At 46.1% G+C, this 13639-nt stretch carries 13 protein-coding genes; 5 read left to right on the top strand and 8 right to left on the bottom strand.

The genetic code is table 11. The annotated features are described in order from the left end of the window. Positions 1 to 7: 7 nt before the first annotated feature. From apaG to lptD, 5 genes are read right to left on the bottom strand one after another with little or no spacing between them, the layout of a single operon-like run. Entirely contained in the window at positions 8 to 382 is a 375-nt protein-coding gene (gene apaG / locus E0D71_RS03140) for a Co2+/Mg2+ efflux protein ApaG (protein WP_133001830.1), read from the bottom strand. A gap of 3 nt (positions 383 to 385) precedes the next feature. Continuing rightward, positions 386 to 1183 carry a 16S rRNA (adenine(1518)-N(6)/adenine(1519)-N(6))-dimethyltransferase RsmA gene (gene rsmA / locus E0D71_RS03135; protein ID WP_133001829.1) on the bottom strand — a complete coding sequence of 266 codons (798 nt, stop codon included), beginning with the start codon at positions 1181 to 1183 and terminating at the stop codon, positions 386 to 388. Next, positions 1183 to 2202: a 4-hydroxythreonine-4-phosphate dehydrogenase PdxA gene (gene pdxA / locus E0D71_RS03130; RefSeq protein ID WP_133001828.1), complete on the bottom strand. Its 1020-nt coding sequence runs from the start codon at positions 2200 to 2202 to the stop codon at positions 1183 to 1185. The genes rsmA and pdxA overlap by 1 nt, the downstream gene beginning before the upstream one ends. Before the next feature lie 9 nt (positions 2203 to 2211). Next, positions 2212 to 3468, bottom strand: coding sequence for a peptidylprolyl isomerase (locus E0D71_RS03125; RefSeq protein WP_133001827.1), 1257 nt, complete (start codon positions 3466 to 3468; stop codon positions 2212 to 2214). Continuing rightward, the gene (gene lptD, locus E0D71_RS03120; protein WP_133001826.1) at positions 3468 to 5720 is read right to left on the bottom strand and encodes an LPS assembly protein LptD; all 2253 of its coding nucleotides are present in this window, start codon (positions 5718 to 5720) and stop codon (positions 3468 to 3470) included. The genes E0D71_RS03125 and lptD overlap by 1 nt, the downstream gene beginning before the upstream one ends. 128 nt (positions 5721 to 5848) lie before the next feature. On the opposite strand from lptD, the gene djlA reads away from it, so the two are divergent. Beyond that, entirely contained in the window at positions 5849 to 6640 is a 792-nt protein-coding gene (gene djlA / locus E0D71_RS03115) for a co-chaperone DjlA (protein ID WP_133001825.1), read from the top strand. A 28-nt stretch (positions 6641 to 6668) separates the two neighbouring features. Here the strand turns inward: djlA and E0D71_RS03110 are convergent, their stop codons facing one another. Continuing rightward, positions 6669 to 7640 carry a DUF3530 family protein gene (locus E0D71_RS03110; RefSeq protein WP_133001824.1) on the bottom strand — a complete coding sequence of 324 codons (972 nt, stop codon included), beginning with the start codon at positions 7638 to 7640 and terminating at the stop codon, positions 6669 to 6671. An 84-nt stretch (positions 7641 to 7724) separates the two neighbouring features. Here E0D71_RS03110 and rpe point away from each other — a divergent pair, with 84 nt between their 5' ends. Both rpe and E0D71_RS03100 read left to right on the top strand, forming a co-directional pair. Beyond that, complete coding sequence (rpe, locus tag E0D71_RS03105) at positions 7725 to 8396, top strand: ribulose-phosphate 3-epimerase (protein WP_133001823.1); 672 nt, start codon at positions 7725 to 7727, stop codon at positions 8394 to 8396. Next, complete coding sequence (locus tag E0D71_RS03100) at positions 8396 to 9076, top strand: phosphoglycolate phosphatase (RefSeq protein ID WP_133001822.1); 681 nt, start codon at positions 8396 to 8398, stop codon at positions 9074 to 9076. Before rpe ends, E0D71_RS03100 begins: the two co-directional genes overlap by 1 nt. A 61-nt stretch (positions 9077 to 9137) precedes the next feature. Here E0D71_RS03100 and E0D71_RS03095 read toward each other — a convergent pair whose 3' ends face one another. Then, a complete protein-coding gene (locus tag E0D71_RS03095) occupies positions 9138 to 10274 on the bottom strand; it encodes a mechanosensitive ion channel family protein (protein ID WP_133001821.1) in 1137 nt (378 codons plus the stop codon). 51 nt (positions 10275 to 10325) lie between these two features. Beyond that, positions 10326 to 11657, bottom strand: a complete 1332-nt coding sequence (locus tag E0D71_RS03090) for a magnesium transporter (protein WP_133001820.1) — start codon at positions 11655 to 11657, stop codon at positions 10326 to 10328. A 342-nt stretch (positions 11658 to 11999) separates the two neighbouring features. Here E0D71_RS03090 and E0D71_RS03085 point away from each other — a divergent pair, with 342 nt between their 5' ends. Next, the gene (locus tag E0D71_RS03085; protein WP_133001819.1) at positions 12000 to 12578 is read left to right on the top strand and encodes an aminodeoxychorismate/anthranilate synthase component II; all 579 of its coding nucleotides are present in this window, start codon (positions 12000 to 12002) and stop codon (positions 12576 to 12578) included. A 9-nt stretch (positions 12579 to 12587) separates the two neighbouring features. Beyond that, positions 12588 to 13622, top strand: coding sequence for an anthranilate phosphoribosyltransferase (gene trpD / locus E0D71_RS03080; RefSeq protein ID WP_133001818.1), 1035 nt, complete (start codon positions 12588 to 12590; stop codon positions 13620 to 13622). Positions 13623 to 13639 lie beyond the last annotated feature (17 nt).

Raw genomic sequence — 13639 nt, 5'->3', positions numbered from 1 at the left:
TAAATCCTTAGTGTACCTGGTTTGGAACGTACAGCGTAAATGGGCGAATTGGGGCGTCGAATTCAGTGCCATCGTCTGCGGTAAAGCGGTAACTACCTTGCATGCTGCCCACCATGGTTTCCATGATAGTGCCACTGGTGTACTGGTAAGATTCACCAGGCGCTAGATAAGGGTATTCTCCGACAACGCCATCACCTTTCACTTCTTGGACCTTTTCGTTGCCATTGGTGATGATCCAGTGTCGTGATTTCAACTTGGCCGGTTCGCTGCCACAGTTGGTAATAGTGATGTGGTAGGCAAACACAAATCGAGACTCTGAGGGCATCGATTGTTGGGCCAAGTATTCAGTCTGCACAGTGACAGCAACGTCGTGCTTCAACATTAACTAGGCTTCCTTGTTATGGATAAAATTAGCAATGCGCACGAACTCTTCCACATCGAGACGTTCTGGACGCAGGCTTGGATCAATCTGTAGTGCTTCAAAATCGTCATTGTCTAACACCCCTTTGTAGTTGTTACGTAGGGTTTTGCGACGCTGATGAAAGCCAATTCTTACGGTGTCTTCAAGGCCTTTGATGTCTTCCACTGGGAAAGGCAGTGTTTTATGAGGCGTCATTCGAACAATGGCAGAATCCACTTTTGGCGCAGGGTCAAAGGACTCAGGTCCGACAATAAACAGAGACTCAACGGAACAGTAATATTGAGCCATAACACTTAATCTGCCGTACAGGTTGTCGCCAGGGCGTGCGGCCAGACGATCAACCACTTCTTTTTGAAGCATGAAGTGCATGTCTTCAATCACATTCGCTTGGCTCAGCAAGTGGAAGATCAGCGGGGTTGAAATATTGTAAGGCAGGTTACCAACAACGCGGATATTTTGCTCTGTGGCCAGTGAGCTAAAGTCGAATTTCATCGCGTCCGCTTCATGCACAGTAAGCTCAGGAAAACGGAATAAATTAACCTTTAAAATAGGAATAAGGTCGCGGTCTAATTCAACCACGTCCATGCGTTCTGTGGTGCTGATAATGCCTTCCGTTAGGGCGCCTTTACCAGGACCGATCTCAACAATTCGCTGGCCTTTTTTGGGGCCGATGCAGGCAACGATACGACGGATCACGCCGTGATCATGTAAAAAGTTTTGGCCGAAGCGTTTTCGTGCTTTATGGGACTGTGGTTTGCTCATTAGGAATGTTTTTTCGCGTTATTGGCCATGTTGATGGCGTGTTGAATGGCGACTTTTAAACTGCCGTCATTGGCGGTGCCAGTACCTGCTAAATCAATGGCTGTGCCATGATCTACGGAGGTTCGAATAATGGGTAAGCCTAACGTAATATTAACGGCATTACCAAACCCTGAATATTTTAACACAGGTAGACCTTGATCGTGATACATGGCGAGTGCGCAATCCGCATGGTCTAAATACTTGGGAGTGAACAAGGTATCGGCAGGCAAGGGGCCAATTAAATCGACGCCTTCGTTTCTTAATCGATCTAGGGTTGGAATGATGACGTCTATTTCTTCCATACCTAGATGCCCATCTTCACCCGCGTGTGGGTTTAAGCCACAGACGAGGATTTTGGGTGACGCTATGCCAAACTTTGTTTTAAGGTCATGATTAAGCGCATTAATAACCAAGCTTAGGCTGTCGTCGGTAATGGCTTGAGAAACCTGCTGTAATGGCAAATGGGTAGTAACCAGTGCCACCTTCATTGCGTCAGTGGCTAGCATCATGACGACCTGCTCTGAGTGGCACAGCGCTTGAAAAAACTCAGTGTGCCCAGAGAAATGAACGCCAGTCTCACATAAAATCCCTTTATGAACAGGGGGCGTGACAATGGCGTCAAAGTCGCCATTCAGGCAGCCTTGCCCAGCAATCTCTAATGTTTTTAGCACATAGGGGGCATTGGCGACATTGAGCTGGCCGACTTCACTTGGTGTGGCTAACTCAATGGGGAGTATGCTAATGGTGCCTTTTTGATGTGTAGCTGCTTGATCGGCCGATTGGATGAACTCCCAATTTGGCGCGAGCCCCAGCTGCTTCGCTCTCGCTTGGAGCAGTACTGGGTCAGCCAGAATAACAAGACGCGCAGCAAATGACTCTGTCATTAATGCGCTGAGAATGATGTCTGGACCAATGCCTGCGGGCTCCCCTGAGGTAATCGCAATAATAGGCAGTGGATTGTTCTCGTCTTGTTTAGTCATGTTAGTGGTTTAGTCCTTGATGTCGATAAAAGCATCCGCTTTTAATTCTGCCAGCCAATTGCTTAGTACCACGTCTTTTTTCTGGGCGATTAACGCTTGTTCAGCTTTTGCGCGCTGTACTTTTTCACTGATGTCCGCTTTACGGCGGCCTTCTACTTCAACAATGTGCCAGCCAAATTGAGTTTGGAAGGGTTGGCTAAAGTCGCCAATGGCCGTTTTGTCCATGACTTGCTCGAATTCTGGCACCATGGTTTTAGGAGATACCCAGCCAAGTTCGCCGCCTTGTAGGGTGGAGCCTTGATCTTCGCTGTATTTTCTCGCTAGATCACCAAAGTCCGCGCCTTTCTTAAGTTGCTGGTAGATGTTTTCAGCCAATGCCTTGGTCTGTTTCATGTCTCTGATTTCGTTAGGGCGAACTAATATGTGACGCGCTTTCGTCTGTTGCTGAATCGTAGTCGAAGGGGAGCGCTTGTCCATTAGCCAAAGTAAGTGAAAACCTGCGTTACTTTGAATCGGACCCACCAGTGAGCCTGGCTGGCTATCACCCAGAGCTCTCACAAACAAAGGGGGGAGTTGGTTAAGAGGGCGCCAGCCTAGGTCACCACCTTCGATGGCAAATTGACCATCTGAGTTGGCAATGGCTTCGTCGATGAAATCGCTCTCGCTGTGGATTTTCTTGGCAATGGCTTCAATTTTTGCCTTGGCTTCGCTTGGTTGGCTTGAACGAATTAATAGGTGTCTTAAATGCACCTCGTCTTTGTCTTTGCTCAAGCTGGTGTCGGAGCTAAGGTAATCGCTGATTTCTTGGTCGCTAATCGTAATGCGTTTTTTGATGATTTCTTTTTTGATGTTGTTGATCAAAATTTCTTTTTCGATCTGATCGCGATAGCGGCTGTAATTGATGCCTTGTTTGGCAAGCACTTGTTTTAAGCCATCTATATCCGTATTCATACGTTGAGCCACGCTCATAATGGCTTTATCAACCGTGCTGCTAGAGGCTTGCATACCAACGCTTACCGCGTAGTTTGCTTCTAGGGTCTCGTCGATCAACTGGTTGAGAATTTGACGGTGGATATTTGCGGACATTTGACCGCCTGGAATACGACTTTTTACCACATTGAAGCGGGCTTGAATGTCGCTGTCTAGGATCGGTTGAGAGTCAACAATAGCGGCAATGCCATCAAGTTTTGTTGGCGCGGCTTGAAGGCTTTGAAAAGGCGCAAGAATGAGCAGCGCGCTTAGTATAAAAGAAAATAATTTCATCATTAGTATCCAACTTTTCCTTCGTTCCAATATTCATCAGCGATGCTAGATGTGCTGTTATCTTTAGCACCAGGACTACTTAAACTACGTAACGTAAATTGTAGGAAGAAGCCGCTTTCAAATTCGCTGTCATCGTTAAGCCAGTGTTGGTAGCTTGCTGATACTTTGACACAGCAATTTTCATAGCCTAGGCCGGCGACTTCTTTTGTACTTCTATTATCAAAGAAGTCATAGGTGTGTTGTAAAAACATCGACCAGTTTTGATTGATTGGGAAAATGGTGCCGATATTACTTTGGTTAGTGTCGTCATCTTCGTCATCGTTATCAATGCTATAAAGATAACTTAAATTGACTTTGACTTCGTCAACTGGTTTCAATTTTACAATAACTTGAGTAAGCGTGGTGTCGCGTCCGCCGAGATCATAGTTGGCATTGGCGGTTAAACTGAAACGATCGCTTCCGGTGTAGGTGACAGACCCAAGTAATGGACTGGTGCTGTCGTCATCGACCGGTGTATCGCTGTCAGTGTCTCCACTAGTGGAGACAAAACGGTCTTTTAGGTATTGAATTTGTCCCAGTTTGAAGGCCCAGCGCTCATTGTTGTTTTCGTCGTATAAACGGCTTTCAACGCCGAGTGTAAACTGTCTTGTGTCACCAATGCGGTCATTACCACTGAAGCGTTCATGACTGAAGGCTTGAGAGTAACTCATTACCGAGGTGCTGGCGTCAAAGTCGACAATGTCTGTTTGGTCTGTGTAAGGCGAGTCTAAAAAGCTAAGTCTCGGCTCAAGGGTTTGACGCCATGTTTTATCACCGTTGGTGATGCTGCGTTCAAACACTGTCTTAGTGTCAAAATACGTTGAGACGTGGTTCAGGCTGGTATCGTAATCAGAGTCGTCTGTGTAATCGTGAATAGAGTAATCACGATTCTGTATCAAGACACCCGGACTGAAACTGCCCCAAGCGTTACTAAAACTGAGACTAAGGTCTTGGTTTAAGACGGTACGTTGGCCGTCAAAGTCATCTTCATCAGGGTCATAGAAGTCCGTGTATTGCATGTCGACACTGTAATCAAACAACCCTGTGGCATAACGGTATGAAGATGCAACACGAGGTAGCCATTCAAATGGCGCATCCTCATCTGGATCCGGCGTTTGGTAACGTCGTACAGTGGCTTTACTGCTAAAATTGCCATTGTTAAACGAAAGATAACCACTGCGCTCGTAGTTGTCTTCTTCACCGATGGAGGTGGTGTTGGCGTCTGGGTATTTGTCTTCGGTTGGGTTGTCTTCTAGTAATAAACCGCTACTAAAGTACTTATTAAACGTTAAGTCAGTTTTGAATTTACGAACGATTTGTTCGCCTTCGTCATTATCCTCAAAGGTCGATTGTTCAAAGGTCGTCTCGTCATAGTCACCTAAATGGCGTAATTCAAGGTCAAACCCAGAACCTTCTTCTTGAATGTAGTTGGGGGTAATGGTGGCGTCGTAGTTTGGCGCAATGTTCCAGTAAAAAGGCGCAGAAACACTGATGCCTTTGCTGCCAGAAACACCAAACGTTGGGAATAAGAAACCGGTTTGACGCGCGTTGTTTAAAGGAAAGCGTAACCAAGGAAAGTAAAAAACAGGCACATCGTGAATTCGGATCTGAACGTTCTCAGCGGTACCAAAACCCTCTTGAGGGTTAAGCTCAATCGCGGTTCCGTACAGCTGCCAGCTTTCTTCTGTTGGTTCACAAGTGGTGTAATACCCTTGATGAATAAAGATTATGCCATTTTTACTGCGCAGTAAGGATTTTGCCGCTCCGCGTTGGCCTGATTCCAAGTTGATAAACTTGGCATCAACAAATTCGGTTGGGGAGTCGGTTGAGTTGGATACATAGCCGCTGGAGCCACGAATCATCTGACCTTTCTGCCTCAAAATAACGTTGCCGTCTGTTTTATAATATTTGTCGGGCACGCCTTCAATATTATCAGCCTGCAGGCTTGACGTTGGCTGAATGATTTCTGCCGCCCCATTGAGGTGGACGACACCATTCTCATCTCGATAAATTAAATCAGCCTTAAGATTAGTGTCTTCAGAGTTAGGGCTTTTCCATTGGTCGATGTACGACCCTTGGCAATATCGGCCAAGTTGTGCCTGTTGCTCTGCAGGTAGGGATTCCCGTGGAACCCAGTCCCATTGGTTTGCATGAGCCGCAGGTAAAATGAAAAGACTTTGAAAAAATAAAGCGTAAATACGTGAATGCTTAACCATGCAGGGTATACTTGTCGCCAAATGATGATTGTCCTAAATTGGACTCTGCCCCTAGTCGGGTCCTTGATAATGACAAATGATAATCTAAGCAGGCCTCTACGGGCTACCGATTCTGGAGAAATATCTTTATGTGGAAGTTGATTGGTGCAATTTTTGGCACCGTCGTGATGGGATTCTGGGGCGGGCTGCTGGGCTTGTTTATCGGCGCAATGCTAGATGGTGCAAAGCGTGGCGACGCTTTTGTTGGTTTACGTGGGCGAACAAATGTTCGTCAACAGCAAGAAACTTTTTTTCGTACACTATTTTTACTAATGGGGCGATTAGCGAAGTCAGACGGCCGTGTGTCCCAAGAAGAGATTCAATTAGCTGAAGCGGTCATGCAGCGATTGCGTTTATCGCCGATGGCGCAAGAGCAGGCCCGTCAGTTATTTAATGAAGGTAAATCTGCTAATTTCGACCTAGTTTCTGTGTTGGGGCAATTCAAAGAGGTCGTGGGTCCTGGTGATCTGACTCGAACTTTGCTGGAAATATTATTGGTCTCTGCTTATGCGGATGGTCATTTTAGTGTCGAAGAAAAATCCTTGGTGTCGCAAGTATGCGCTTACCTTGGTGTTTCCGTTGCTGAGTTTGAAAGCTTGCATATACAGGTGAAGCAGCAGGCGCATTTCAGACAAGGTTACCAATCTTCAGCAAACGCTGCGGATTCGAAAGATTTATTAAAAGCGGCTTATGATGCATTGGGCGTCAGTGCTGATATGAGTGATGGGGATATTAAAAAGGCGTATCGTAAACTGATGAGCCAGCATCACCCAGATAAGCTGAGCGCAAAAGGCTTGCCAGACGAAATGATTGAGCATGCAAAAGAGCGTACTCAAGAAATACAATCTGCTTATGAGATGATTAAAAAATCTCGTAAATAAGTGGCTTGGCTCGTCATAAGGTTAACGATTAAGGGCTTTCATAGAAAAGCCCTTTTTTGTATGCGGGAATAGATTTTAACTGCTCTGTTTGGGCCGTGTTTTGTTTTAGAAATCCACGCACTCGCTGAAGAACTTGCTGAACATCTTCGACTGGTGCGTTTGCTTCGTCAGTGGCGGTGAGTTGAGTAAATTCACCCGTCTCGCCCTTTCTTTGGTTGGCGGCCTGTTTTCGCCATACTGCAAATCTAAGAGCTTGCGCGGAATCATCAAAGTAATAATCGAGCACGGGTTGTTCTATTACACTTAATTCTTGAGCAAGGTCATAGTCAGTGGTTGGGCTAGGGGTGAGTGTGTCTATGAGGATGAGAGCATCGCCTAAGGTTTTGTTTTGGGCAAGAAAGTGTAGCGCATAAGCCGCGCCAGTTCCGTAACCTATAAAGACGAATTGTTTGTTATTGCCTTTGCTCTTTGCGTCGTCAATGGTGGCTTGGATACGAGCAAAGACCATCTCTTGGTTTGGTAAGGTTATTTTCTTAGAAGGGGTGTCTTGTGTGCCAGTAGCCAGCGGCTTAGTTGGTATTTTGACGGCTTGGGCACGCTTGGTGATGTCTGGTATCTCAATAGAAACGGTGCACCAGCTGTATTTTGGGAGTGCGTTTCTCAGCGGTGATATAACAGAAGGCCAATCAGGGTGCTCATTGTCAGACTGAAGTAAAATGGCGCAGCCTTGGGAGTCTCCAGTGAGCGCGCTTCTGTAGAGAGTAAGAAAAGGGCTGCCTTGCGCTTGAAGGATGTTGATCTGATGGGCTAGGTGATTCTGTTTTAAGGTGTCTTCTAAAGCTTGAATGCGTGATTTTTCCGGGTCAGGCACCACCCTTTTGGTGGAGTTTGGCTGAGGCGGGCTGGTGGGCGAGTCTTCTGCAGCCTTGGCAATTGACGACAAAGGGAGTGTCAGCCCTAATAAAATCGTCTGTATAAATCTCTTAGTATTTTTCTTCATTGTTATCAATACTTATTAAGTGTGCCTTGTTAAAATGCCAAAAAGAGTAAGATGTTTTCTATTTTGTCACTGCTGGAGCCAGATATGAATGATTTTATTATCGCCCCTTCTATCCTTGCTGCCGATTTTGCCCGTTTAGGGGAAGAGGTAGATAAGGTATTAGAAGCGGGAGCCGACATGATTCACTTCGACGTGATGGATAACCATTACGTACCTAATCTAACGATAGGGCCTATGGTCTGTAAAGCATTGCGCAAGCATGGCGTGACAGCGGATATTGATGTTCACCTGATGGTGAAGCCTGTTGATCGTATGATCAAAGAGTTTATTGAGGCCGGTGCAACGAGCATTACCTTTCACCCAGAAGCCAGTGAGCACATCGATAGATCTTTGCAAATGATAAAAGATGGCGGTTGTCGCGCAGGTTTGGTTTTTAACCCAGCGACGCCATTGCATCACTTAAAGTACGTGATGGACAAAATCGACATGGTGCTACTGATGTCGGTGAACCCAGGATTTGGCGGGCAATCTTTTATCCCTGGTACATTAGATAAACTTCGCGAAGTCAGAACCATGATTGAAGCCAGTGGCCGTAATATTCGCTTAGAAGTGGACGGTGGCGTGAGTGAAAAGAACATCGCTGAGATTGCTCAAGCAGGAGCGGATACCTTTGTTGCTGGTTCGGCTATCTTTGGTAAAGAAGACTATAAAGCGGTGATTGATATGATGCGCACAGAACTGGCGAGTGTGCGTTAATGAAAACACCACGACATTTTAAGCGGTGGTTTGACGGTTGGCCTGATTTGGTCTGTTTTGACTTAGATGGCACGCTTGTCGATAGTGTGCCGGATATTGCCGCTTCCGTTGATGCCTTCCTGGCTGAGCAAGGGGTGGCGTTGGCAGGTGAAGATCGAGTGCGCGGCTGGGTTGGTTTGGGCTCGGCTAAGCTTATCGAGCAGGCGATGGCATGGGCTGACCTTGATCCGAACAAGCATGAAGAGTGCTACAGTCGGTTTTTGAAGCATTATTTTGAGCACTCGACGGACAAAACAAAGCTGTACTCAAATGTAAAAGAGTTGCTGAAAGCCTTTAAACATCAAGGTGTGCCAGTGGCTTTGGTGACCAATAAACCAGGTATTTTTATCAAACCTATTTTGGATCACTTTGAAATTACTGAGCATTTCGGTTGGTTTTTGGGTGGCGATACATTGGCCGAGAAAAAGCCATCGGCGTTGCCGCTATTGCATTGCTGTGAGGCGATTGAAGCGGAACCTGAGAAGTGTTTAATGATCGGTGACTCTATCACGGATTTTCGTGCGGCGAACAATGCGGGCTTTAAGTGCGCGCTCGTCACATATGGCTACCATCAAGGAGTAGACTTGGCTTCTTTGGGTGCGGATGCGGTGATGGATGACTTAGCAGAGTTGCTGATTTAGACAAGACATACAGAGGATAAAAAGGGTCAAGTCGGTTCGCCGCTTGACCCTTTTTTGTTTTCTATTGGCCTTTCTCAGCGGTGGAAGCGTCACCTTCTGGCGTGTGGTCAAATGGCATATGAGCATGGTTTGCCATATGGACTGTGTGCGTTGGGAAAGCGACTTCAGCGCCATGGGATTCAATAATGGCCATGATTTTAAACAATACGTCTTGTTTGACGTTGTGGAAAATTTTCCAATCAACTGTCTTGGTGAAAGTGTAGATAAAGAAATCCAAAGAAGAGGGGCCAAACTGGTTAAAGTTCACCATGCATGTTTGGCTCATGTCTAAATCATCATGGTTGGCGATCATTTCTTTTACCTCGGCAATAATGTCAGGCAATTTGCTGAAATCATCATAACGAACACCGATGGTTTCGTTAATTCGGCGGTGGCTCATTCGTGATGGGTTTTCGACCGAAATTAAAGAGAAGGTTGAGTTGGGAACATACAAAGGGCGTTTATCAAATGTTCTGATGCGTGTTTGGCGCCAGCCTATGTTTTCCACCGTACCTTCAATGTTTTTGTCTGGCGAGCGAATCCAGTCGCCGACCACAAAAGGTCGGTCTAAATAGACCACTAGGCCACCAAAAAAGTTGGCTAGCAGATCTTTAGCGGCAAAACCAACGGCAATACCGCCGACCCCCCCAAAGGCTAACACCCCAGAAATACTGTATCCCAAGGTTTGTAGGATAACGAGCATGGCGGTAATGATAACGGAGACTCTAAGTAGCTTACTGATGGCTCCCGCCGTCGTGTAATCTACTTTAGAGGCTATTTTTTCGGACGTAGTAAGGGTGGTTTCTGCGCCTTTTATAAACCTTAATACAAACCAAGCAAGCAGCGTAATGATACCGACTTCACGGACTGCGCTGATGAGGGAGGCAAATTTCGGGTCTAATTCCGTGCCTGATATTTCCGCGGCAACCGAGAGACCAACGAGCCAAATAAAGACCCCAATTGGTTTTTGAGTGGCTTGGATCAGCACGTTGTCCCAAGGGTTTTTGGTCTTCCCTAGGTGGTGCTCAATGCGGCCTAATACTCGCACAGCAATAAAGTTGACGATAAGGGTGAGTAAAACGACGATAAAAACACGCACTATCCAGTGCATATTGGAGTCGCCTAACCCTAAGTATGTTTGTGCTGTTTCCCAAGTCATTGTCTGTCTTGTCCTGTTTTGTTTAGTGCTAAAAAATGCATCGTAATCTGGTTAAAGAAGAAAGAGTGTGCCCAACCCTAAGAAAGCGACAAAGCCTGCGATGTCTGTCACCGTGGTTAAAATGACGGAGCCAGAAAGCGCGGGGTCGATTTTTAGTTTGTCTAAAACAACAGGGATGATGACACCAGAAAAAGCGGCCATAATAATATTGACGATAATGGCCATGCCGATAACGGCCCCCAACATAGGGTTTTCAAACCACCAAAGTGTGACCACTCCAATGACGATGGCCCAGAGAATGCCGTTTAATATGCCGACTTTTAGTTCTTTTGAAAGCAAGGATTTTAAGTTGCTGCGGGTGATTTGCCCTAGCGCTAAGCCTCGTACGATCAATGTGAGTGTTTGGCTACCGGCGATGCCTCCCATTGACGCAACAATAGGCATCAATACCGCAAGAGCGACCACTTGCTGGAGGGTCGCTTCAAATAGGCCAATAAAAGAAGACGCTAAAAAAGCCGTTAAAAGGTTGATGCCAAGCCAAATCCCTCGCGTCGCCGCGCTGCGTTTTACCGGGGCAAATAGGTCTGACTCTTCGTTTAAACCTGCTGTCGTCATTTGCTGTGTTTCATAGGCAAGTCGCAGGCTTTCCAGTGCGAGTCCAGTATGGAAGCGACCTAATAATATGTGATTTTCATCCACCACGGGTAAGGCAGAAAGCTCTGCCCTTTCGAGTTGCTCAGCGGCTTTTGTCAGCTCGGTTGTTGCCAAAATAAAAGGGCAGTCATCGTCTACTAAACTGGATATCGCTTCGTGCCCTTGGGCTTTGAATAGGGCGTCAAACTTCACGCAACCAACCCAGCGTCCGGTGCGATTAACCAAGTAAATCATGTCGGTGTAATTGGGGGTGCTCTTTTTAAGTAAACGCAATGCTTCTGATGAGCGAATGCTTTGCGAGGTGATGAGCAACTCATGATCCATCCAGCGGCCAACAAGGTCATCATCATAGACAATCCCTTTTTGGTAGTATTCTCTCTGTTTATGGTCCATTTGGTTGAGTGCGAGATCTACCATTTTGTCAGGTAGGGAATCCGCAATCTCGAGCAAATCTTCAGCGTCAACATCTGCAAATAAGGCTTCAATGTCAGATTCATCAAGCTCTTTTAACAGCAGGCGTCGAGATTCACCTCGCATTTCAACCAAAATATCGAGGCGATTCGCTTGTTTTATGTTCTGCCACGCTCTCGTTCTTTGTGCGAGCGGAATGGACTCTAATGCCAGCGCCACATCGTCTGGTGTTAATTCGGCTATGGCTTTGCCGATGGACTCATAGGAGTACTCATCTTGAATTAGTGCTTCAATAAGGTCTGCAACTTGGTTGTGCACAGCATGTCCTTTATAACCAAAAAAGAGAGGAAGTAGCGATGGAGCGTTAGTGTGAAGTATAACGGTGATTGTTTCAAACAAGAGACGATTGTTAAGTACTTTTTGACGAAAAAATTGAATAAGGCTTAGCTTTCTTGATATTTTGTTGTGTTTTTATTTAGAGAGCGAGGCAATCGCTCCAACGTCAGAGAAAGGTGTTAGTGTTCGTGAGGCAAATCCTTTAAAATCGAGCTCTAACGAATGTTATGTTTCCCGGCGGTGAGGCGAAAAGACGCGCCAGCTAGATGAAACCATAACCGTGTATTTTAATGCCTTATATGAATTTAAAGAGTTAGTACAAACATGCTGTTAATGATCGATAATTACGACTCTTTTACTTACAACCTAGTGCAGTATTTTCGTGAATTAGGCGCTGAAGTTTGTGTTTACCGCAACGATGAAATTAGCCTAGAAGAAATTGCACAACTTGCGCCTTCTCATTTGGTTATTTCGCCGGGCCCTTGTACGCCAAATGAAGCCGGTATTTCGATGGACGCGATTCGTGAATTTGCCGGTAAAATTCCTATTTTAGGCATTTGCTTAGGCCATCAAAGTATTGGGCAAGTCTTTGGTGGAGATGTGATTCGTGCTAAAAATGTCATGCATGGGAAAACCTCGCTTATTTATCACCATGGCACGTCTGTATTTCAAGGCTTACCGAATCCGCAAAGAGCAACGCGTTATCATTCTCTGATTGTTGATGAAACCAGTTTACCGGACTGCTTTGAGGTGACGGCTTGGACACAGGACCAAGACGGTAATCGAGACGAAATTATGGGGATGCGACATAAGTCCCTACCTGTAGAGGGGGTGCAATTTCACCCAGAATCTATTTTGACTGAGGCGGGACACGCCTTGTTAGCAAATTTTTTGACGCGATAGGAGAAACGGGTGGATATCCAAAAAGCAATCTCAGCGGTAGCGAGTCATCAGGATTTGACCAGTGATCAAATGCGTCTTGTTATGACCGATATAATGACAGGAAAAGCCACACCCGCTCAAATTGGCGGATTCTTAATCGGTTTACGAATGAAAGGCGAAACCGTCGCCGAAATTACAGCCGCCGCAGAGGTAATGCGCGAATTGTCTATGAAGGTCGATTTGCCATTAGACAATTTGGTCGATACCTGTGGTACCGGGGGCGATGGCGGTAACTTATTTAATGTGTCTACGGCGTCGGCGTTTGTGGTTGCTGCTGCTGGTGGCAAGGTTGCTAAGCATGGCGGGCGTTCTGTTTCCTCCAAATCGGGCAGTGCCGATGTATTGGAAGAGGCGGGAATCTACCTTGATTTAAGCGCGGAGCAAGTCTGTCGTTGTGTTGAAGAAATTGGTTTGGGTTTTATGTTCGCGCCAAATCATCACTCTGCAATGAAGTACGCAGTAGGCCCTCGTAAAGAAATGGCCACACGAACGATTTTTAACTTATTAGGGCCGCTGACTAATCCGGCTGGTACTAAGAATCAGGTGATGGGTGTTTTCGCGAAAGAGTGGGTTCGTCCCATTGCCGAAGTGCTTAAGGCATTAGGCAGTGAGCATGTGATGGTGGTTCATTCTCAAGATGGCTTGGACGAAATTAGCATTGGCGCACCGACGTATGTCGCCGAGTTGAAAAACGGTGAGATCACAGAATATACGGTTGCACCGGAAGACTTTGGGATTCCGACCCAATCTCTTGAAAGCTTGCAAGCCACAGATTCAAGTAACAGCTTGGTGCTGGTAAAAACGGCATTAGAAGGCAAGGGTATTGAGAATCCGGCGCGCGATATTGTGGCGTTAAATGCTGGTGCAGCTATCTATGTTTGTGGTGTCGCTGACACGCTAAAGCAAGGCGTAGAAATGGCGGAAGACATGATTGGTAGTGGGCTGGCAAAAGTGAAGCTTTCTGAGTTGGCTAGTTTTACCCGTTATTATAAAAACGCTGAGTAAATAAAGCGAAGGATGTT

The organism is Marinomonas sp. KMM3893 (assembly GCF_004352855.1).
In the GTDB taxonomy this organism is placed as follows: domain Bacteria; phylum Pseudomonadota; class Gammaproteobacteria; order Pseudomonadales; family Marinomonadaceae; genus Marinomonas; species Marinomonas arenicola.
The sequence above is the reverse complement of the archived record's forward strand: the minus strand, read 5'-3'. Positions and strand labels throughout refer to the sequence as shown.

Excerpts from the sequence above, each read along its gene's own strand:
- apaG (WP_133001830.1), bottom strand. The coding sequence starts at position 382 with ATGTTGAAGCACGACGTTGCTGTCACTGTGCAGACTGAATACTTGGCC.
- rsmA (WP_133001829.1), bottom strand. The coding sequence starts at position 1,183 with ATGAGCAAACCACAGTCCCATAAAGCACGAAAACGCTTCGGCCAAAAC.
- pdxA (WP_133001828.1), bottom strand. The coding sequence starts at position 2,202 with ATGACTAAACAAGACGAGAACAATCCACTGCCTATTATTGCGATTACC.
- E0D71_RS03125 (WP_133001827.1), bottom strand. The coding sequence starts at position 3,468 with ATGATGAAATTATTTTCTTTTATACTAAGCGCGCTGCTCATTCTTGCG.
- lptD (WP_133001826.1), bottom strand. The coding sequence starts at position 5,720 with ATGGTTAAGCATTCACGTATTTACGCTTTATTTTTTCAAAGTCTTTTC.
- djlA (WP_133001825.1), top strand. The coding sequence starts at position 5,849 with ATGTGGAAGTTGATTGGTGCAATTTTTGGCACCGTCGTGATGGGATTC.
- E0D71_RS03110 (WP_133001824.1), bottom strand. The coding sequence starts at position 7,640 with ATGAAGAAAAATACTAAGAGATTTATACAGACGATTTTATTAGGGCTG.
- rpe (WP_133001823.1), top strand. The coding sequence starts at position 7,725 with ATGAATGATTTTATTATCGCCCCTTCTATCCTTGCTGCCGATTTTGCC.
- E0D71_RS03100 (WP_133001822.1), top strand. The coding sequence starts at position 8,396 with ATGAAAACACCACGACATTTTAAGCGGTGGTTTGACGGTTGGCCTGAT.
- E0D71_RS03095 (WP_133001821.1), bottom strand. The coding sequence starts at position 10,274 with ATGACTTGGGAAACAGCACAAACATACTTAGGGTTAGGCGACTCCAAT.
- E0D71_RS03085 (WP_133001819.1), top strand. The coding sequence starts at position 12,000 with ATGCTGTTAATGATCGATAATTACGACTCTTTTACTTACAACCTAGTG.